The following is an 18,209-nucleotide window of genomic DNA, read 5'->3' on the forward strand; positions in this document are numbered from 1 at the left end:
CCAGGCGTACAGCCACTCCGTTCGCGGCAGACCCCGAGAAATCACAGAACGTGACAACTACGTGATCGCCCAGGGCCTGTGCCTGTTTCGCCCAAGGCTCCCCACCGCGCCTATCTGCGCGACCTCTAAGTTCGCCCTGACGGTCAACCCCCCGGGCAGGGGGTCGGACGGGTGGCGTGTACACACCCCGGGGAGCACCAACATCGGCCCCAGCACGGGCACCAGGGTGATCCGCCCGACGCGTACCGAGACGACGGTCACCGACGAGCGCTTCGGACCGCGCCCCGTGGCCAAGGGCCGGCAGTTTTACGTCTCCGCGGTCCTGAACACCTACACCCGCACCAGAGGATCCGTGCCCTGCCCCGGCCAGAAGGTCCGCTACTACTTCCGGCCCGACGGCTCGACCGTGTGGCAGGAGATGGGCACGTCCGTCTCCCTGGCCAACGGAGCCGTGGGCAAGAAGTTCACCGCCCAGGCCGGCGGCCACTGGCGGATCCGCTTCGTCGACGCCGATGCGGCCCACATCGTCGCCAACGGCACGGAGGGCCGCATCGAGGTCACCGGCTGGTCCACGGGCCCCGTCACCCGGAACCCGGGCGGCGGGGTCAGGAGACCGGCTCCAGCCGGGCGGTGAACTCGCGGGCCGCCGGGTCCTCCCGGTACGGGTCCAGGCGGGTGCGGAAATCCTCCAGGTAGACCGCCCCGCGGTTGGAGCGGATGCCCGACAGGAGGTCCGCGGCCTGCGCCGCCGTCTGACAGGCGGCTTCGACCTCGCGCTGCTGCACCCGCGCCGCCGCCAGCAGGAGCAGACCGATCGCCCGGCGGCGCGCCTTGCCCGCCGGGAGCTCGCGCAGGGCCTCCTCCGCGCGCTGCGCCGCCGCGTCCGCCTGCCCCAGGTCCCGGTGGCAGTGCGCCAGTTCGTCCGCGAGGTACGCGGTGTCGAAGTGCCGGATCCACTCCGGGTCGTCCCCCGATTCCGGCTCGGCCCGCTCCAGCGCGGTCACCGCCCGTGAGGACAGCACCGCCGTCGACCGCGCGTCACCGAGCAGGGCGTGCCCCCGAGCCTCCGCCGCGTAGAACATCGATTCCACCCGGGGGGTGACCAGGCCCCGCGTCCCCTCCTGTGCCGCTCTCGCCAGCTGCGCGATCTCCCTCGGGTTGCCCAGCTCCGCCGCGAGGTGGCTCATCGAAGCCGCCAGTACGTACCCCCCGTACGCCCGGTCGCCGGCCGCCTGCGCGAGTCGTAGCGCCTGGATGTAGTAGCGCTGGGCCAGGCCCGGCTGGCCGGTGTCCACCGCCATGTAGCCCGCCAGTTCCGTGAGGCGGGCCACCGCCGCGAACAGCCCCCGGCCGACCGGCTCCCGGTACGAGCCGCCGATCAGGCCGGAGACCACGGAGTTGAGGTAGTGCACGACCACCGGGCGCACGTGCCCGCTGCCGAAGCGGTGGTCGAGGTCCTTCAGCGCCTGCGTGGTGGCCCGTACCGCCTCCACGTCCGACATCCCCACCCGCGAGCCGCCGCTGCGCGCGACCTGCGCGTCGGCCCCGGTGATCAGCCAGTCGCGGCTCGGCTCGACCAGCGCCGAGGAGGCCACGCTGGATCCGGCCAGGAAGTCGCGCCGGCCCACGTCGCTCCGCCACAACTCGCTGACCTGCTCGATCGCGCCGACGACGGTCGGGGAGAACTGCAGGCCGACACCGGAGGCGAGGTTCTTGCCGTTGGCCATGCCGATCTCGTCGATGGTGACGGTCCGGCCGAGTTTGCGGCCCAGTGCCTCGGCGATGATCCCGGGGGCCCGGCCGCGCGGCTGCTGGCCGCGCAGCCAGCGGGCCACGGAGGTCTTGTCGTAGCGGAGGTCGAGGCCGTGCTCGGCCCCGCACATGTTGACGCGCCGGGCGAGCCCGGCATTGGAACACCCGGCTTCCTGGATGAGCGCCTGCAGCCGTTCGTTCGGCTGGCGGGCGACGAGAGGCCTGGCTGCCATGAAAACCCCCAGAAGCCGCGGGTGATCGTTGGAATGATCACTTCCCGCCTGATGTGCGGGGAATCTTCCCCATTGCGTCCTGTCGTTACCCACCTCCGGCGCCCCGACCTCCTACGCGCCCCCCGCGATGCACCGATGCGCCCCGTATGCAGGATCGATGCTCCGGACCCCGGCTGGTTTACGCCCGTAACCCCCGGTGACCGCAAGAGTTGTGTTGCACGTGGAAAAGACCATCGGAGTCACGGAGACCGCGCCCATCCCCCTGCAGCGCAGTGAGCCGCTGCTGGACCATGCCGTGCGGTACACGGAAGAACGGCACTGGGATGTCTTCGCCGGCACCTGGCTGGTGTCCGCGGACGGGCGGGAGCAGTGCTCGTGCGGCGCCGCGGACTGCGCGACGCCGGGCGCGCACCCGACGGTGAAGGACTGGACCTCCCACGCATCGGGCAGCGCCGTGCAGGTCCGGCGGCTCTGGGGCAAGAACCCGAAAGCCGCCATCCTGCTGCCGACCGGCCGGACCTTCGACGCGCTCGACGTCCCGGACGCCGCCGGCTTCCTGGCGCTGGCCCGGCTCCAGCGCATGCAGCGCACCCTCGGACCGGTGATCGCCAACCCCGCCGGGCGGATGCTGTTCTTCGTCCTGCCCGGCGCCGGGGCGAAGGTGCCCGACCTGCTGCGCAAGATCGGCTGGCAGCCGGCCCAACTCGACCTGACCGCGCGCGGGGAGGGCGAGTACGTGGCCGCTCCCCCGACCCGGATCGGCGGACGCGGCTCCGCGCAGTGGGCGCAGCCGCCGACGGCCGCGAACCGGTGGCTGCCGGACGTGGAGGAGCTGATCGACGCGCTGGCCTACGCGTGCGGCCGCGAGGCGGCGGCGGAACGCGCCCGGCGCACCCCGTAACCCGCCCTGACCAGCGGACATTTCCAGCGGGAAACTCATGACATAAGTAACTGCTCCGCCTCTCCCCCGCCTCCTATGGTGAGAAAAGCAGGACACGGGGAACAGAACGAGAGGCAGGCGCATGCCGGACCAGGGCGCTCAGACGGGCGGGACGGACGGAACGGGTGGCGGTGCGCGACCCGCGCCGTCCGCCACGGCCGCCGTGCGGGTCGAGGGTTTGTGGAAGCGGTTCGGCGAGCAAGTGGCCGTGGCCGGAATCGATCTGGAACTGCCCGCAGGGCAGTTCATCGGCCTGGTCGGGCCGAACGGCGCGGGCAAGACGACGACACTGTCGATGATCACCGGGCTGCTCCGCCCGGACATGGGCCGGGTGATCGTCGCCGGGCACGACGTGTGGGCGGACCCGGTCGAGGTGAAGTCCCGGATCGGCGTGCTGCCGGAGGGACTGCGGCTCTTCGAGCGGCTCTCCGGGCGCGAACTGCTCGGATACATGGGCCGGCTGCGGGGGCTGCCGGGACGCGAGACGGACAGCAGGGCCACGCAGCTGCTGGAGATCCTGGACCTGGCCGGTTCGCAGAACAAGCTGATCGTCGACTACTCGACCGGCATGCGGAAGAAGATCGGCCTGGCGGCCGCGCTGCTCCACAACCCCGAAGTGCTGTTCCTGGACGAGCCGTTCGAGGGTGTGGACCCGGTGTCCGCGCAGACCATCCGCGGAGTGCTGGAACGTTACACCTCCTCCGGGGCCACAGTCGTCTTCTCCTCCCACGTCATGGAGCTCGTCGAGTCGCTGTGCGACTGGGTGGCCGTCATGGCCGCGGGCCGGATCCGGGCCGCGGGCCCGCTGGCCGCCGTACGGGGCGACGCGCCCTCGCTGCAGGCCGCTTTCCTGGAGCTGGTCGGGGCGCAGGGCCGGGCCACGGGCGAGTCCCTGGACTGGCTCGGCGGCGCGGGCACCACCCGGGCAACGGGCAACGGGGCGGGTCTCCGATGAACACCTCGGCCGCACCCGCGGGACCGGGACCGGTTCCCGCCGCCCCATCGGCCGGGAACGCGACCGGTGTCCTCACCGGTGCGGGTGCGGGCGCCGGGCCCGACGGCGCCGGCAAGGCCGCCGCCTCCGCCGCCCGGTCCGTCAACATCACCCCGATCTTCGTCCGCCTCAAGCTGTCCCTCCTGCGCAACGGCCTCAAGGGCTCCTCGAAGCGGAAGGCCGCCTACTTCGGCGCCCTCGCCTCGGCCCTCGTCGTGGCCTTCTTCGCCACGCTCGGCCTCGCCCTGCTGCGCGGCAACGCGCACGCGAGCACCGTCGTCGTACTGCTGGCGGCGATCCTCGCCCTCTGCTGGACGTTCGTACCGCTGTTCTTCCCCACCGGCGACGAGACGCTCGACCCGAGCCGGCTGGTCATGCTGCCGCTGCGCCCGCGTCCGCTCGTACGGGCCCTGCTGGCCTCCTCCCTCGTCGGCATCGGGCCGCTGTTCACCCTGAGCCTGGCCATCGGCTCGACGATCGCCCTCGCACGGGGCGCGGCGGGCGCGGTGGCCGCCGTACTGGCGGCGCCGCTGCTGCTGGTCGGCTGTGTCGCGCTCGCCAGGGCGGTGGCGACCGCCAACGTCAGGCTGCTGACCAGCCGCAAGGGGCGCGACCTCGCGCTGCTCAGCGGCCTGCTGATCGCGATCGGCGCGCAGGTGGCGAACTTCGCCGGCCAGCGGCTGTTCGAGAGCGGCGGCCTGGAGCGGCTGGAGCCGGCCGAGGCGGTCGTACGCTGGCTGCCGCCGGCGACGGCCGTCGGGATGGTGGACTCCGCGAGCGAGGGCGCGTACGGGATCGCGGCCGCCCAGCTCTTCATCACGGTCGCGGCCCTGGGTCTGCTGCTCTGGTTCTGGGAGCGCAGCCTGACCAAGCTGATGGTCACCCCGGACGGTTCGACGATCTCGGCCGCCAAGGAGAAGAAGCAGCGGGCAGCGGGTGCGGGCGGCGTACTCGGCCGCTGGCCACTGCTGCCGGACGACCGTACGGGCGCGGCCGTGCAGCGCGCGCTGCGCTACATCGTCCGCGACCCGAAGACCAAGGCGGCCTGGGTGTCGGCCCTGGCGGTCGGCATGATCATCCCGGTCGCCAACGCCCTGCAAGGCAGCGGCTCCGTCTATCTGACCTGCTTCGCCTCGGGCATGCTCGGCGTCCAGATGTACAACCAGTTCGGGCAGGACACCTCGGCGTTCTGGATGGTCGCGCAGACCATTTCGAGCACCCGTGACGCCTACGTGGAACTGCGTGCCCGCGCGCTGGCCCTCGCGCTGGTCACCGTGCCCTACACGGTGGTGGTCGCGGCGGTGACGGCCGCCCTGGTCGGCGACCGGGCCGGATTCCCCGCCGCCCTGGGACTGGCGCTGGCCCTGCTCGGCTCGATGCTCTGCACGGGAGCCCTTGCCTCGGCCCGCTTCCCGTACTCGATCCCGACGGACGGGGCCTTCAAGAACGTCGCCCCCGGCCAGGGCGCCCTGGCGTGGGCGGGCATCTTCGGCGGCCTGTTCGCCTCGGCGCTGATCTGCTCCCCCGTGATCGTCCTGACCGTCTACCTCAACGGCGCGGACCACCAGTCCCTGAGCTGGATCCTGCTCCCCCTGGGCGTGGCCTGGGGCACCCTGGCCACCTGGGCCGGCCTGCGCCTGGCGGCCCCCACGGTGGTGCGCAGGCTCCCGGAGATCCTGCTGGCGGTCAGCAAGGGCTGAGCGGCAACGGGGCCCACCCCCTGGCGCGTGCGCCAGGGGGTGGGCCCTTTTTCGTTGCCAACTCAGGGGTGCGTCAGGGCAGTTCCAGGGCTGCGCCAGGGACATCCCCGATGGGTCGCCACCGGCTCGGCCGAAATACTGGCGGCATGACGAAGCCCCGATCGCGCTCCCGCTCCCTGAACCCCCGTTGGGTCGGCCTGGCCGCCGCGGGCGCCGCCCTGGTGACGGTCACGGCTGCCCTCCCCGCCGGTGCGGCGGACCGGCCGCAGCCGGCCTCGGCCACCGCCCTCGACGCCCGGGAGCGCATCGATGCGGCCGCGCTCCAGGCCGCCCTCGGCACCCCCGCCGACGGATCGTTCGCGGGAGCCATGGCCCGCGTCGGCGGACACGACGGGCGGTGGACGGGAACGATGGGCACGGTCTCCGCGGACCCCGCCGCCTCCTTCCGGATCGGCAGCATCACCAAATTGTTCACCTCCACCGTCGCACTCCAGCTCGTGGCCGAGGGCAGGCTCTCCCTCGACACCCCGGTCCAGGAACTGCTGCCCGGCACGCTCCCGGCCCACTGGCAGCCCATCACCGTGGAACAGCTGATCAGTCACACCAGCGGCCTGCCGCGCGCCGCCTGCTGGGACCCGGACACCGTGTACACCCCGGCCGACCTGGTGAAAACGGTCACCGAGTGCTCCCAGGCCGGTGAGCCCACCACCGGCCCCGACATACCCCAGGTCTACAACGGCGTGAACTACTTCGTTCTCGGCATGGTCATCGAGAAGGTCACCCAGCACTCCTACGCCGACGAGGTGGACCGCCGCATCGTCCGCCCCCTGGGCCTGCCCCACACCTACGTCCCCGCATGGGGAGAGACGGCACTGCGCGCACCGGCGCTGGCACCGGACCTCGCGCCCACCGACCCGTGGCCCTGGGCCGAGGGCGGAATGGTCTCCAACGCCCCTGATCTGGAACGGTTCCTGGGACAGCTGCTGCGCGGCCGGCTCCTGCCGCCCGCCCAGCAGAGGCTGCTCTTCGAGCTCCCCCGGCACGCCGAGCGCGGCTTCACCCGCGGCGGAGTGCAGTACGCGAAGCTCCCGGACGGCACCGAGGTCTACGGCAAGAGCGGCAGCCTCGGCGGATACACCAACGGCGTCTTCGCCACCCGGGACCTCCGCCGCGGTCTCGTCTACTCGCTGGTGCCGCTCACCACCGACGACAAGGAGATACAGAAGCGCTACCTGGGCATCGCGGCCGCCGCCTTCTGAGACCCCGCCGCCTCGGAGCGCCGATCACGCAGTGCCCCGAGCGTCGGCCTCCGCTCCCGGAGGGAGCGGAGGCCGACGGCCCGGGCCGGGCGATCAGACGGTCGGGAACTTCGCCGTGAAGGCGTTGCCGACGCTGACCACGTCGTCGAAGCTGCGCTTGCCGGCGCCGAACTCGGAGCCCGCCATCGCCCGCTTCTTGCCGTTCGTGATCTCCCACACGGTGTTGCTGTCCGGGGAGAGCAGCATCGTGCCGTTGGCCGGGGCGGCCTTGGCGGCGGCCGAGGCCAGCCACTCGCCCGGAATGCCGAGCAGCGGGAGCTTGTCGTAGCCGAAGCCCGTGAAGTCCGCGTTGGTCAAGGAAACCGCCACACCGCCGGCCATCACGTAGACGGTGGAGTTGGCGCCCGAGACCTCCTTGACGATCGAGCCGTTGGGGTCAGACGCAGCCTGGACCTGCTCAGCGAGCTGGCTCTGCTCCGGCCGTCCTACGAACAGGACGGAGAGCTACGCGCCGTCCCGCCCGGGGTCGGCATGGAGATCCTGATGGCCCGCCAGCAGGCTGAGCTCGCGGCCCAGCAGCTGCGCATCGAGGCCTCGCGCGCGGCAGCCGCGCAGCTGATCTCGGAGTTCGCCGACATGAGCCCGGCCGGCTCCAGCCCGGGCGTCGAGCAGCTGGTGGGCCTGGACGAGATCCGGAGCCGGATCAGCGCTCTGGCGCACGAGGTCCAGAACGAGCTGATGACGTTCTCGCCCGGCGGCGGCCAACGGCCCGACACCTTGGAGGCGTCGAAGGCGAACGACCTGACCCTGCTCAACCGCGGGGTACGGATGCGGTCCCTGTACCAGGACAGCGTGCGCAACAGCCAGACCACCGTGGCCTACGCGGCATGGCTCGGCGAGCTCGGCGGGGAGGTCCGGACCACTCCCGACCTGCCCACCCGGCTGATGGTCTTCGACCGGACCACCGCCGTCATCCCGGTCAGCAACGACGACAGCGGCGCGGGCGCGGTGGTCCTCACCGGCGAGGGCACCCTGACGGCGCTGTGCGCGCTCTTCGAGAACATCTGGTCGGCCGCGGTGCCGCTGGGCGCCACCGAGGAACGACGCGAGGGCGAACTCAGCCCGCAGGAGGCCACGGTGATCCGGCTGCTGGCGCAGGGGCTGACCGACGAGGCGATAGCCAAGCGGCTCTCGGTCTCCTCGCGCACGGCCCGTCGGCTGGCCAACGGGCTCATGGAACAGCTGGGCGCCGTGAGCCGGTTCGAGTTCGGCGTCCGCGCGGTGCAGCGCGGCTGGCTCCCGGCCACGGAGTAGCGAAACGGCTCCCGGCGGCCGGATCCTCGCCGCCGGGAGCCGCTCGCGCGGGAGCGCCCGATCCGCTCACGCGGGAGCGCCCGCTCCGATCTCTCGCGAGCTACGGCGGCGGCCACGCCAACGGCGCCTTCTCCCTTCGGCCCGCCGATCACGGAGTGCGGGGAGCCGCCAGGGCCTTGTCCGCTTCGGCGAGGGCCGACTCGCCCGCGCTCAGGGAGTCGTAGACGAAGTGGACGGTGGCGTCCTGGATGCCGCAGTACTCCGAGATCCCGACCCGCAACAGGCGGTCCACCGGCTCGACCCAGTCCAGTTCCTTGAACTTCGCCTCCGGGTAGCTCACCAGCGCGATCCACACCATCCGCTTGCCGGTCAGCAGCGGGCGGCTGCGGCCGTAGGCGAAGCCGTTGTTCCAGACCCGGTCGATCCAGCCCTTGAGAATGGCCGGCAGGCCGAACCACCAGAGCGGGAAGACCACGACGAGGATCTCTGCTGCGGCGATCCGGTCCATGTGCGCCCGGGTCTCGGCGGAGTACTCCTTGTCCGGGTCCGACCAGTCCGGCTCGTCCTCGGTGCCCATCCGGGGGTCGAAGCCCTCGGCGTGCAGATCGAGTACGTCGACCGTGTGGCCGTCGGCCTCCAGCCGGGCCATCGCGCGGCGGGCCAGCTGGGCGGTCAGGGAGTCGCTGCGGGGGTGGGCCACGACCACCAGGGCGGCGCTCATCGGGCGTCCGGGGCGGCGGGGGAGGTCGCCGGCGCGAGGCGGACCAGCATCTTGCCGGTGTTCGCGCCGCGCATCATGCCGAGGAAGGCCTCCGGGGCGTGTGCGATTCCGTCGACTACGGTCTCCTCCGCATGAAGGCTGCCGTCCGCCAGCCATCCCGCCGCCCGGCCGATCCACTCCGGGAACAGGTCGAAGTGGCTGGAGACGAGCATCCCGCGCAGGGTGACCTCGCGGGCCGCGGCCTGGAAGAGGTTGTCCGGGCCCAGCGCCGGGGTGGTGGCGTTGTAGCCGCTGATCGCGCCGACCATGGCGATCCGGCCGCCCTGGCGCATCGCGCCGATGGCCGCCTGGAGGTGGTCGCCGCCGACCGCGTCGAGGTAGACGTCGATGCCCTCGGGAGCCGCCTCGGCGAGCTGCCCGGCCAGGTCGCCCTGGCGGTAGTCGACGGCCGCGTCGTAGCCGAAGCGGTCCAGCAGCTTCCTCGTCTTCAGCGGACCGCCCGCCGAGCCGATCACCCGGGAGGCGCCGAGGCGCCGCGCCAGCTGCCCGGCGACACTGCCGACCGCGCCGGCGGCGGCGGAGACGAAGACGACGTCGCCCTCCTGGACCGGGGCGGTGCGGGTCAGCGCCGCGTACGCCGTCAGGCCCGTGGTGCCGAGCGGACCGAGGTACGAGGACTGCGAGGCGATCGCGGGATCCACGACGGTGGCGGCGGCCGTGTCGAGGACCGCGTACTCCCGCCAGCCGAGGAAGTGCGAGACGGTCGCCCCGACCGGTACCGACGCGGAGCGGGAGGCGACGACCTCGCCGATCGCGCTGCCTTCGAGGGCCGCGCCGAGGACGAACGGCGGGATGTAGGAGGGGGCGTCGTCCATCCGGCATCGCATGTACGGGTCCACGGACATCCAGGTGTTGCGGACGAGGACCTGGCCCTCGGCGGGCTCCGGGACCTCGGTTGCGACCAGGTCGAAGTGGTGCGGGCCCGGTTCGCCGACGGGGCGGGCGGCGAGGCGGATCTCCCGGGAGCGGGTCTGCGTGGTGGTGCCGGCGATGGTGGTCATCCGACTGTTCCTTCCGGTTCGTTCCCGTGGCCGCTGGGTCGCGGTCACAGGAGCACCATGTCCGGGGTCGCGCACGGGCCGCGCACGAGTCACGCACGGCGCACGCGGGACGCCCGCCGGGTCCTTGCCGGCCCACGCGCGCAAGCGTGCGTACGCGGCTCGGGCCGCCCCCGCAGACCGGCCTGACGGGCAAGAAGTAACGTTGCGGCATGCGTTTCGAGGTGCTGGGGCCACTGACCGTCCGCACGGATGACGGGACCCCCGTACCCGTTCCGGAGGCGAAGGTACGGGCCCTGCTCGCCGCCCTCCTCGTACGCGACGGGCGGCCCGTGCCGGCGCACCGGCTGATCGACGACCTGTGGGGCGAAGCGGGCGCCGCCGCCCCCGGCAACCCGGGGAACACCCTCCAGACCAAGGTCTCCCAGCTGCGCCGCACCCTCGCCGAGGCCGAGGACGGCGCACGCTCCCTGATCGCGTACGGTCCGGCGGGCTACGCCCTGCGCGCTCCGGCTCCGGCCGTGGACGCGGACCGCTTCACGGAGCTGGCGGCCGCCGCGCACAAGGCCGCGGAGCCGCGGGCCAGGGCCGGGCTGCTGGCACGGGCGCTCGGGCTGTGGCAGGGGGAGGCGTACGCCGACTTCCGGGACGCGGACTTCACACAGGCGGCGATCGCCCGGCTGGAGGAGCAGCGGCTCACGGCGCACGAGGACCTGGCCGAGGCCCGCCTCGAACTCGGCGAACACCACTTCCTCGCGGACGAGTTGACCGGGCTCGCCGAAGCCCACCCGCTGCGCCAGCGGCTGCGCGGCAGCCAGATGCGGGCCCTGTACCGCGCCGGCCGCCAGAACGAGGCCCTCGCCGTCTACGCGCGCCTGCGCGGACTCTTCGCCGAGGAACTCGGCATCGACCCCGGCGCGGAACTCGCGGCCCTGTACGAAGCCATCCTCCGCCAGGACCCCGCCCTGACGGGCCCGCCCGTACCAGCGGCGCCGCTCGCACCACAGGCCGTACCGCCCGCGCCGACCGCCCCCACGGACCCGGCCGTGGCGCGGGCCGGAGCGTACGGCGGCGGCAACCTGCCCACTCCCGTCAGCTCCCTCGTGGGGCGCGAGGAGGCCGTCGTCCGGGTGTGCGCGGCGCTCGGCGCCGGCCGGCTGGTGACGCTCTGCGGGCCCGGCGGCGTCGGCAAGACCCGGCTCGCCCTCGCGGCGGCGGCGCGGCTGGAGGAGGCCCACCCCGACGGGGTGTGGTTCGTGGAACTCGCCGGCGCGCAGGGCACGTCGGTCGCCGAGGCCGTGGCCGCCGCGATCGGGATGCGCGAGGACGACGCGGGCGGCGGCCGCGTCGAGGAGCGGCTCGCCGACGCGTTGCGGCGGCGCGCGGCACTGCTCGTACTCGACAACTGCGAACACCTCCTCCCGGCCGCCGCGGCCCTCACCGAACGGCTCCTGCGCCACGCCCCCGGCCTGCGCGTCCTGGCCACCAGCCAGGAGCCGCTCGCGCTCTCGGGCGAGGTGATCGAAGCCGTCCAGCCCCTCGCGGAGGCACAGGCGATCGAGCTGTTCGCGGCCCGCGCGGCGGCCGCCGCCCCCGGCTTCGCCCTCGGCCCCGACACCGCCGGGGCCGTCGCCCTCATCTGCCGCCGGCTGGACGGCATCCCGCTCGCGCTGGAACTGGCCGCGACACGGGTACGGGTACTGGGCGTGGAGGCGCTGGCGGAACGGCTGCACGACCGGTTCCGACTGCTCAATCAGGTACGCCGGGACGCCCCGGCACGGCAGCGCACGCTCCGCGCGATGATCGACTGGAGCTGGGAGCTGCTCTCCCCGGCCGAGGCGACGGCGCTGCGCCGGCTGTCGGTGTTCGCGGGCGGATTCACCCTGGAGGCGGCCGAGGCGGTATGCGCGGACGGGGACCCTGCGGCCATCGGCCTTGCGGGCGTGGGTCCGATGCCCGCAGGCCCAGGAGCCGGGGCCGGGGCCGGGGCCGGGGCCACCAGGGTGGCCGAGGGGAGACCGGGGGCGGTAGGCGGAGCCGTCGGGGGTGTGGCCCGTGGGGACGTGCTCGATCTCGTCACCCGGCTCGTGGACTGCTCGCTCGTGGTCTCGGCGTACGGGGACTCGCGCCTGAGGCTGCTGGAGTCGGTGGCGGCGTACGGGCTGGAACGGCTCGACGCGGCCGGGGAGACGGGCGCGGCCCGGCAACGGCACGCGGAGTACTACACCGGGTTCGCCGAGCGTGCGGCCGAGCGGCTGCACGGGCCGGAGCAGGGCGAGTGGCTGCGGCGGCTCGACCGGGAGGGCCTCAACACCCGGGCCGCCCTGGAGCACACGGGAGCAGGGGAGTTGGGGCTGCGACTGGTCACCGCGCAGTCCTGGTACTGGTTCCTGCGCGGCCGGATCCAGGAAGCCGCCGATGCCACCGGAACAGCGGGCGCCACGGCCCTGCACGCCGCCTTCGCGCTGCTCGGCGGGGACGACAGCCACTTGGGCGGCGACTTCTCCGCCGCCGGCCTCCGCGAACAGTGGCTCCTGGCCTACGCGCGGTGCGGCTTCGGCTCCGGCGTCCAGGAGGACGAACTCATCTTCTTCCCGGAACAGTTCCGCGAAACCGGCGACCGATGGGGCGAAGCCGTCGCGCTGCTCACGCTCTCGACGCGGGCGCTCTACGACGGCGACCTCGGGGCCCTGCGCCGGAACGCGGAGGCGGCCGCCGCGGTCTTCACCGAACTCGGTGACCGGTGGGGCCAGTTGCAGACCTCGGAGCAGCTCGGCATCCTCGCCGAGGTGGCCGGGGACTATGCGGCCGCGACCCGGCTGCACGAGGACGGCGTACGGGACGCACAGGCACTGGAGTTGTGGACGCATGCCTCCTTCCGGCTGGCCAGACAGGGGCGGATCGCGCTGCTGACCGGCGACCTGGCGCAAGCGGCCGTGCTGCACGAGCGGGCCCTGCGGCTGGCGGAGGAGCAGTGCCACCGCCCCGCCGAGCAGTTCGCGACGCTCGGGCTCGCCCTGGGCGCACGGCGCGGCGGCGATCTGGACGGCGCCGAGGCCCGGCTGCGGCCGTGGCTCGACTGGAACCAGCGGCTCGGGGTGGACTCCGGCGCGGCCCTGATCCTGGCGGAGCTGGGGTACGTGGCGGAGTTGCGGGCAGACCCGGCCGCGGCCGAGTCCCTCCACCGCGAAGGCCTCGCGGCGGCCCGCCGCAGCGGGGACCCCCGCGCACTGGCCCTGGCCCTCGAAGGCCTGGCGGGGATACTCCCGCCCACCCGGGCGGCATCCCTGCTGGGCACGGCGACGGCTCTCCGCGCCTCGGTGGGCACCCCCCGCCCCCGGGCGGAACGCGCCGACACCGACCGGGCGACGATCCGCGCCCGCACGGCCCTGGGCACGGAGGCCTTCGCCACCGCCTTCACCACGGGCGAAGCCCTCCCCCTGGCGGAGCAACTCGCCCTCTTGGGAACCCCCCAGGGCAGTACCGGCCCGCCACCTCAGGCTTGACCGCGCCCGGCGGTGTCGGTCGCACCGGAACCCGCAGGGGTCCCACGCGGGAGCCCCGCACGGTCCCCGCAGGCCCTCAGGGCCCCGTGAGGCCCCGTCAGGCCCGGTCGGGCCCGGTCGGGCCCGGTCGGGCCCACCGAGCGGGTGCCTGGGGGCCCAGGGAGCCCGCCACCGGCCCCTCGCCCCCGCCAGGGCCCGGCCGCCCCCTCCTCACACCGGCGTCTTGATCCCGTCCAAGAACGGCTCGACCGCCTCCCGCCAGGCCGTCGGGTGGTCGTAGTGGAGGTAGTGGCCGGCGTCCGGGATCTCCGCGTACTGCCCGGCCGGGAGGACCCGGACCATTTCCTGCGCCTCCGCGCGGCCCAACTCACCGTCCAGGCCGCGGACGACCAGCGTCGGGCAGCGGACCTGGGCGAGCTCCTCCCAGTGCGCGTCGTGGACCCACGTCTCCCGTGCGTTCAGCATCTGACGGCGCGAGAACAGCGGGCGCCAGCCGTCGTCGGCCTCGTGCATCACCTCGGCGAAGAACTCGCCCCGGCCGGGGTCCGGGCGCTCCACCCGTGGATCGTCCTCCCCGAACCAGCGCCGCGCGGCGTCCTGCGTGGGGAAGGGCAGCGGCCAGCGGCGGAACCAGTCCTCCCACTCCTGCTGCGACGCCTCCCCGAGCGCCGAGGCCCGCATATCGCAGATGACCAGGGCCGCTACGAGATCGGGGCGGCGGGCCGCCAGCTGCCAGGCGGTGAGGGCGCCCATGGAATGGCCGATCAGCGTCACCGGCGCGAGGCCGAGCTGCTCGACCGCGGCTTCGGCGTCGGCCACGAAGGCCTCGCGGCCGTAGGCGATGGAGCTGCCGTGGCCGGCGGCCGGCGGGCGCTCGCTGAGGCCGTGGCCACGCTGGTCGAGGGCCACGACGCGGCGGCTGGCGCCGAGCCAGCGCGCGGTGCCCGACCAGTGGAGGGCGCGGCCCATCAGTCCGTGCAGTAAGAGGGCCGCGGGCTCACCCGACGGCGGCTGCGACGGCTCCGCGGCCGCGCGGAACTCCCAGGCCGCCAGGCGTACGCCGTCGGCCCCCGTCACATCGAGGCGTCGTACCACCGCAGATGCACCCCCTTCGCTCCCGGCCACAGTATCGAACCCGTATTCGAAAACGGGGTTCTCACCGACAACACCGCTCTTTCGAGTGACCTTGCTCAAGGATTGATCGCCGCTGCCGATGGAGATCCTTTCAACAGGGAGGCGGGCCGCTCGGGGAAGACGGTCCGAAGGGATGACCTTGAGAGCTCGGGGCTCCAGGTCAAGCAGGGGAGGACCGGTCCCGGCGCCGCAAGGCGCCGGGACCATCCATACAGATCCGCACCGTTCCACATCGGCCGACACCGGCCACATTCGCTCGTACTGACGACCCGATCGAACGACCGTGCGTCAGCCTTTCGATCCACCCTTCAACCGGCCCCTCAGCCCCCGGTCGGCCTGCCAGGCCGACCGGCCGTCAGGCCCGTCAGGTCAGGCCGTCAGCGCTTCGCCACGAACACGTGCGAGGCGACGCCCGCCTCCAGCTCCGCGGCCTCGCCCCCACTGCCGACCAGCACACCGCCGGGCGACTCGGTCACGCTGACGACCGAGCCGGGCTGCACGCCCGCCCGCCGCAGCGTGTACATGAGCTGCGCGTCCGTCTGGATCGGCTCCCCGATCCGGCGGATCACGACGGTCTTGCCCTCCACGCCCGGGTCCAGCTCGGCCAGACTGACCATGCCCTCCTCCAGGAACGGATCGGCCTCGGCCTTCTCGCCCAGCTCCTCCAGCCCCGGGATCGGGTTCCCGTACGGCGATTCGGTCGGGTGACGCAGCAGCTCCAGCACCCGCCGCTCCACCGCCTCGCTCATCACGTGCTCCCAGCGGCAGGCCTCGGCGTGTACCTGCTCCCACTCCAGGCCGATGACGTCGACGAGCAGACACTCCGCGAGCCGGTGCTTGCGCATCACCCGCGTCGCCAGCCGGCGCCCTTCTTCGGTCAGCTCCAGGTGCCGGTCGCTGGCGACGGCCACCAGGCCGTCGCGCTCCATGCGCGCCACCGTCTGGCTCACCGTCGGGCCGCTCTGGTCGAGCCGCTCGGCGATGCGGGCGCGCATGGGGACCACACCTTCCTCTTCCAGCTCGAGGATGGTGCGGAGGTACATCTCCGTGGTGTCGATCAGTCCGGACATTCGTGCCCCTCGGATTGCGTGCGCTGGCCCTGCCCCCAATTCTGACGCATCGCGCCGACAACCGTCCCGTGCAGGACTTCAAGGCCTCTTCCGAACTGCCTCGAAACGCCCCCCCAGCCCCTCCCGTCGCCTCTCATTACGCCTCCCACCGGGCCATTCGCCCCTTGGATTGAAGTTCGTATTGACATGCCCTTGGTCCAGACCGCACGGTGAGCGGCGGACACGGACGACAACCCCACCCACTCCCATCCCCGGAAGGCCATCGGCGTATGAGCGAGAGCAAGCTGGCCGGTCAGTTCTTCGACGCCGCGATCGGCCTGCTGGAGCGGGTACGGGACGAGGAGTCCGACCGCATCGGCGAGGCCGGCGCCGTCATCGCGGACGCCGTGGCCGCCGGGAACAAGCTCTTCGCCTTCGGCGCCGGGCACTCCTCGCTCCCCGCCCAGGACGTCGTCTACCGGGCCGGCGGACTCGCCCTGATGAACTTCCTCGCCGTTCCCGGCACCGTCGGCATCGACGTCATGCCGGCCACCCTCGGCAGCGCCCTGGAGCGCGTCGACGGCCTCGCCGGGGCGGTCCTGGACAGCAGCCCGGCCGGCGACGGCGACGTCCTCGTGATCATCTCCCTCTCCGGACGCAACGCGCTGCCGGTCGAGATGGCCATGAACGCCCGCGCGATCGGCCTCAAGGTCATCGGCGTGACCTCGGTCGCCTACGCGACCGACACCAGGTCCCGCCACGTCTCCGGCACCTTCCTCAAGGACCACTGCGACATCGTCCTCGACAGCAAGATCGCGGTCGGCGACGCCGAGCTCACCCTCGACGGCATCGAGGCACCCTTCGCCCCCGCCTCCACCGTCGTGACCAGCGCGATCATGCAGGCGGTCATGGCCGCCGCGGCCGGCGACCTCGTCGCCCGCGGAGTCGAACCGCCGCTGCTCCGCTCGGGCAACGTGGACGGCGGCCACGAGTGGAACGGCCGCGTCATGCAGGAGTACAGCGACCGGATCTTCTTCCGCCACTAGGCCGGGCACCTCACCTCACCGCCCCGCCAGGTCCAGGTCCGCCGCGACGCGGGCCGCCACTTCCTCCGCGTACGCCGCGTCCGCGCGCTCGAAGGCGGCCCTGGACGGGCCGCGCAGGAACGTCAGCGTCCCCAGGCTCCGGCCCCGGCTGCGCAGGACCGTGCACAGGGCGTGTGCAGCGCCCTCGGGCCAGCGCCGGGCGCCCGCCCACGCCCCGTCGGCCACCCCGCGCGGCGCACTGCTCCGCACCGACCCGGTCCGGTCCAGCGCCTGCAGCGCCGGGTGGCCGGGCTCGTAGGGCACGGGGATCGCCCCGGGCTCGGGCAGCCCCGCCAGGCCGGGCGGGGACGCCGCCCAGCGCAGCAGCCGTGGCAGCCCCGGCTCCCGCACGGACTCTCGTACGGGCACGTCCAGTACGTCGATCAGCGCGTGCTCGGCGAAGCCCGCCAGGGCGAACTCCAGCCGCACGGCCGCCGCCTCCGCCGGGTCCTCGCACTCGGCGGCGGCCCGCCCGGCCCGGTACAGCTGGTGGGACCGGAACCGCAGCTGCGCCGTGTCCATCTGTGCCTGGCGGGCCTCGGTGACGTCCTGGAACAACAGGCCGACCCCGAGCGGCACCGGCTCCTCCGCGAGCGGCGACGCGAGGCGCAGGAACCCGCACCGCCAGCACCGCCGCCGCACGCCCTCGGGGCCGCGTACGGACACCCACAGCTCCACGGGGGCCGGGGGCGCACCCTCGGCCAGTACGTGCTGCAGGGCCCCCTCCAGCTCCTCCACCCCCTGCGCCAGCAGCTCCCCCAGCGGCCGCCCCAGCAGCGTGGTGCGGCCGGAGCCGAAGGCGCGGGCGGCATGCGCGTTGACCACGGCGGGGCGCAGGTCCACGTCGACGATCACGACGCCCCAGGAGGCGTCCTCCATCAGCGCCTCGCTCAGCGCGATGGAACGCTCCAGGTCGATCTGCGCGTGCACCTCGCTGAAGGCGCAGTACACCCCGGCGGGTTTCCCGTCGGCGCCCGGCACCCCCGCGGACTGGGTCCGTACGAGCACCCGCCCGCCGTCCTTGGTCAGCAGGGCGAACTCGTGCACCTGACGCCCCGGCACCTGCTGGGCGGCCATGAGTCTGTCCTGGACGTCCTGAGCGTCGGCGGCCCGTACGGCCCACCCGTCGAAACCCTTGCGCCCCACGGCCTCGGCCGCCGACCACCCGAGGATCCGCTCGGCCTCGCGGTTCCAGTGGGTGATCACCCCGTCGGAGTCGAACGCGCACAAGGCCGCGTCCATCCCGTCGAGCAGCGCTGCGAGCAGATCGTCGGTGGTCTCACTACGTCCGGATGCAGTCACCTGGGCCCCCATGCAGGTGTTCGCGTGTGCGGCACGTCACAGCATTGAACTCGAACGTGACCCAGCCCACATCCGGTTCTCGCAATCCTCCCGGTATGTCCCTCCTTGGCGCCGGTGACACGTTCGGAGGAACCCGATTCACACGGAGAGCCGTCGCCGCAC

15 protein-coding genes are annotated in these 18,209 nt (G+C 73.3%); 8 read left to right on the forward strand and 7 right to left on the reverse strand.

Features of this window, described 5'->3' with window-relative positions:
* The first annotated feature begins 226 nt into the window (after positions 1 to 226).
* Positions 227 to 634 carry a hypothetical protein gene (locus tag OTB20_RS14165; protein WP_267817610.1) on the forward strand — a complete coding sequence of 136 codons (408 nt, stop codon included), beginning with the start codon at positions 227 to 229 and terminating at the stop codon, positions 632 to 634.
* On the opposite strand, the gene OTB20_RS14170 is transcribed toward OTB20_RS14165, so the two are convergent.
* Positions 606 to 1,985 (reverse strand): transcriptional regulator, encoded by a 1,380-nt coding sequence (locus OTB20_RS14170; RefSeq protein WP_267817611.1) that lies wholly within the window; start codon positions 1,983 to 1,985, stop codon positions 606 to 608. The two genes, OTB20_RS14165 and OTB20_RS14170, sit on opposite strands and share 29 nt — an antisense overlap.
* Positions 1,986 to 2,196: 211 nt before the next feature.
* On the opposite strand from OTB20_RS14170, the gene OTB20_RS14175 reads away from it, so the two are divergent.
* The 4 genes from OTB20_RS14175 to OTB20_RS14190 all read left to right on the forward strand — a co-directional run bounded on the left by OTB20_RS14175 (position 2,197) and on the right by OTB20_RS14190 (position 6,878).
* Entirely contained in the window at positions 2,197 to 2,886 is a 690-nt protein-coding gene (locus tag OTB20_RS14175) for a bifunctional DNA primase/polymerase (RefSeq protein ID WP_267817612.1), read from the forward strand.
* Between the two features lie 121 nt (positions 2,887 to 3,007).
* Positions 3,008 to 3,880, forward strand: a complete 873-nt coding sequence (locus OTB20_RS14180) for an ABC transporter ATP-binding protein (RefSeq protein WP_267817613.1) — start codon at positions 3,008 to 3,010, stop codon at positions 3,878 to 3,880.
* Positions 3,877 to 5,619: a transporter gene (locus OTB20_RS14185; protein ID WP_267817615.1), complete on the forward strand. Its 1,743-nt coding sequence runs from the start codon at positions 3,877 to 3,879 to the stop codon at positions 5,617 to 5,619. Before OTB20_RS14180 ends, OTB20_RS14185 begins: the two co-directional genes overlap by 4 nt.
* Positions 5,620 to 5,765: 146 nt before the next feature.
* Positions 5,766 to 6,878, forward strand: a complete 1,113-nt coding sequence (locus OTB20_RS14190; protein ID WP_267817617.1) for a serine hydrolase domain-containing protein — start codon at positions 5,766 to 5,768, stop codon at positions 6,876 to 6,878.
* Positions 6,879 to 6,971: 93 nt separating this feature from the next.
* Here the strand turns inward: OTB20_RS14190 and OTB20_RS14195 are convergent, their stop codons facing one another.
* On the reverse strand, positions 6,972 to 7,259 hold the full coding sequence (locus OTB20_RS14195; RefSeq protein ID WP_267817619.1) for a hypothetical protein: 288 nt from the start codon (positions 7,257 to 7,259) through the stop codon (positions 6,972 to 6,974).
* A gap of 162 nt (positions 7,260 to 7,421) precedes the next feature.
* On the opposite strand from OTB20_RS14195, the gene OTB20_RS14200 reads away from it, so the two are divergent.
* Positions 7,422 to 8,192, forward strand: coding sequence for a helix-turn-helix transcriptional regulator (locus tag OTB20_RS14200; RefSeq protein WP_324290367.1), 771 nt, complete (start codon positions 7,422 to 7,424; stop codon positions 8,190 to 8,192).
* A 148-nt stretch (positions 8,193 to 8,340) separates the two neighbouring features.
* Here the strand turns inward: OTB20_RS14200 and OTB20_RS14205 are convergent, their stop codons facing one another.
* Positions 8,341 to 8,913, reverse strand: a complete 573-nt coding sequence (locus tag OTB20_RS14205) for an NAD(P)H oxidoreductase (RefSeq protein ID WP_267817620.1) — start codon at positions 8,911 to 8,913, stop codon at positions 8,341 to 8,343.
* Positions 8,910 to 9,974 (reverse strand): NADP-dependent oxidoreductase, encoded by a 1,065-nt coding sequence (locus OTB20_RS14210; protein ID WP_267817621.1) that lies wholly within the window; start codon positions 9,972 to 9,974, stop codon positions 8,910 to 8,912. The genes OTB20_RS14205 and OTB20_RS14210 overlap by 4 nt, the downstream gene beginning before the upstream one ends.
* A gap of 209 nt (positions 9,975 to 10,183) precedes the next feature.
* Here OTB20_RS14210 and OTB20_RS14215 point away from each other — a divergent pair, with 209 nt between their 5' ends.
* On the forward strand, positions 10,184 to 13,477 hold the full coding sequence (locus OTB20_RS14215; RefSeq protein WP_267817623.1) for a BTAD domain-containing putative transcriptional regulator: 3,294 nt from the start codon (positions 10,184 to 10,186) through the stop codon (positions 13,475 to 13,477).
* A 210-nt stretch (positions 13,478 to 13,687) separates the two neighbouring features.
* Here OTB20_RS14215 and OTB20_RS14220 read toward each other — a convergent pair whose 3' ends face one another.
* Positions 13,688 to 14,572 carry an alpha/beta fold hydrolase gene (locus OTB20_RS14220; protein WP_267817625.1) on the reverse strand — a complete coding sequence of 295 codons (885 nt, stop codon included), beginning with the start codon at positions 14,570 to 14,572 and terminating at the stop codon, positions 13,688 to 13,690.
* Between the two features lie 416 nt (positions 14,573 to 14,988).
* On the reverse strand, positions 14,989 to 15,681 hold the full coding sequence (locus OTB20_RS14225; protein WP_267817627.1) for a metal-dependent transcriptional regulator: 693 nt from the start codon (positions 15,679 to 15,681) through the stop codon (positions 14,989 to 14,991).
* 269 nt (positions 15,682 to 15,950) lie between these two features.
* Between OTB20_RS14225 and OTB20_RS14230 the strand changes: the two genes are divergently transcribed.
* A complete protein-coding gene (locus tag OTB20_RS14230; protein WP_267817629.1) occupies positions 15,951 to 16,706 on the forward strand; it encodes an SIS domain-containing protein in 756 nt (251 codons plus the stop codon).
* A 15-nt stretch (positions 16,707 to 16,721) separates the two neighbouring features.
* Here the strand turns inward: OTB20_RS14230 and OTB20_RS14235 are convergent, their stop codons facing one another.
* Positions 16,722 to 18,047: a PAS domain-containing protein gene (locus tag OTB20_RS14235; RefSeq protein WP_420716391.1), complete on the reverse strand. Its 1,326-nt coding sequence runs from the start codon at positions 18,045 to 18,047 to the stop codon at positions 16,722 to 16,724.
* Positions 18,048 to 18,209 lie beyond the last annotated feature (162 nt).

This window comes from Streptomyces sp. H27-H1 (assembly GCF_026627445.1).
In the GTDB taxonomy this organism is placed as follows: Bacteria; Actinomycetota; Actinomycetes; order Streptomycetales; family Streptomycetaceae; genus Streptomyces.

What these genes read in the sequence shown, in the direction of transcription:
- OTB20_RS14170 (WP_267817611.1), bottom strand. Translation starts at nt 1,985, where the DNA reads ATGGCAGCCAGGCCTCTCGTCGCCCGCCAGCCGAACGAACGGCTGCAG.
- OTB20_RS14180 (WP_267817613.1), top strand. Translation starts at nt 3,008, where the DNA reads ATGCCGGACCAGGGCGCTCAGACGGGCGGGACGGACGGAACGGGTGGC.
- OTB20_RS14185 (WP_267817615.1), top strand. Translation starts at nt 3,877, where the DNA reads ATGAACACCTCGGCCGCACCCGCGGGACCGGGACCGGTTCCCGCCGCC.
- OTB20_RS14190 (WP_267817617.1), top strand. Translation starts at nt 5,766, where the DNA reads ATGACGAAGCCCCGATCGCGCTCCCGCTCCCTGAACCCCCGTTGGGTC.
- OTB20_RS14195 (WP_267817619.1), bottom strand. Translation starts at nt 7,259, where the DNA reads ATGGCCGGCGGTGTGGCGGTTTCCTTGACCAACGCGGACTTCACGGGC.
- OTB20_RS14200 (WP_324290367.1), top strand. Translation starts at nt 7,422, where the DNA reads ATGGCCCGCCAGCAGGCTGAGCTCGCGGCCCAGCAGCTGCGCATCGAG.
- OTB20_RS14205 (WP_267817620.1), bottom strand. Translation starts at nt 8,913, where the DNA reads ATGAGCGCCGCCCTGGTGGTCGTGGCCCACCCCCGCAGCGACTCCCTG.
- OTB20_RS14210 (WP_267817621.1), bottom strand. Translation starts at nt 9,974, where the DNA reads ATGACCACCATCGCCGGCACCACCACGCAGACCCGCTCCCGGGAGATC.
- OTB20_RS14215 (WP_267817623.1), top strand. Translation starts at nt 10,184, where the DNA reads ATGCGTTTCGAGGTGCTGGGGCCACTGACCGTCCGCACGGATGACGGG.
- OTB20_RS14225 (WP_267817627.1), bottom strand. Translation starts at nt 15,681, where the DNA reads ATGTCCGGACTGATCGACACCACGGAGATGTACCTCCGCACCATCCTC.
- OTB20_RS14230 (WP_267817629.1), top strand. Translation starts at nt 15,951, where the DNA reads ATGAGCGAGAGCAAGCTGGCCGGTCAGTTCTTCGACGCCGCGATCGGC.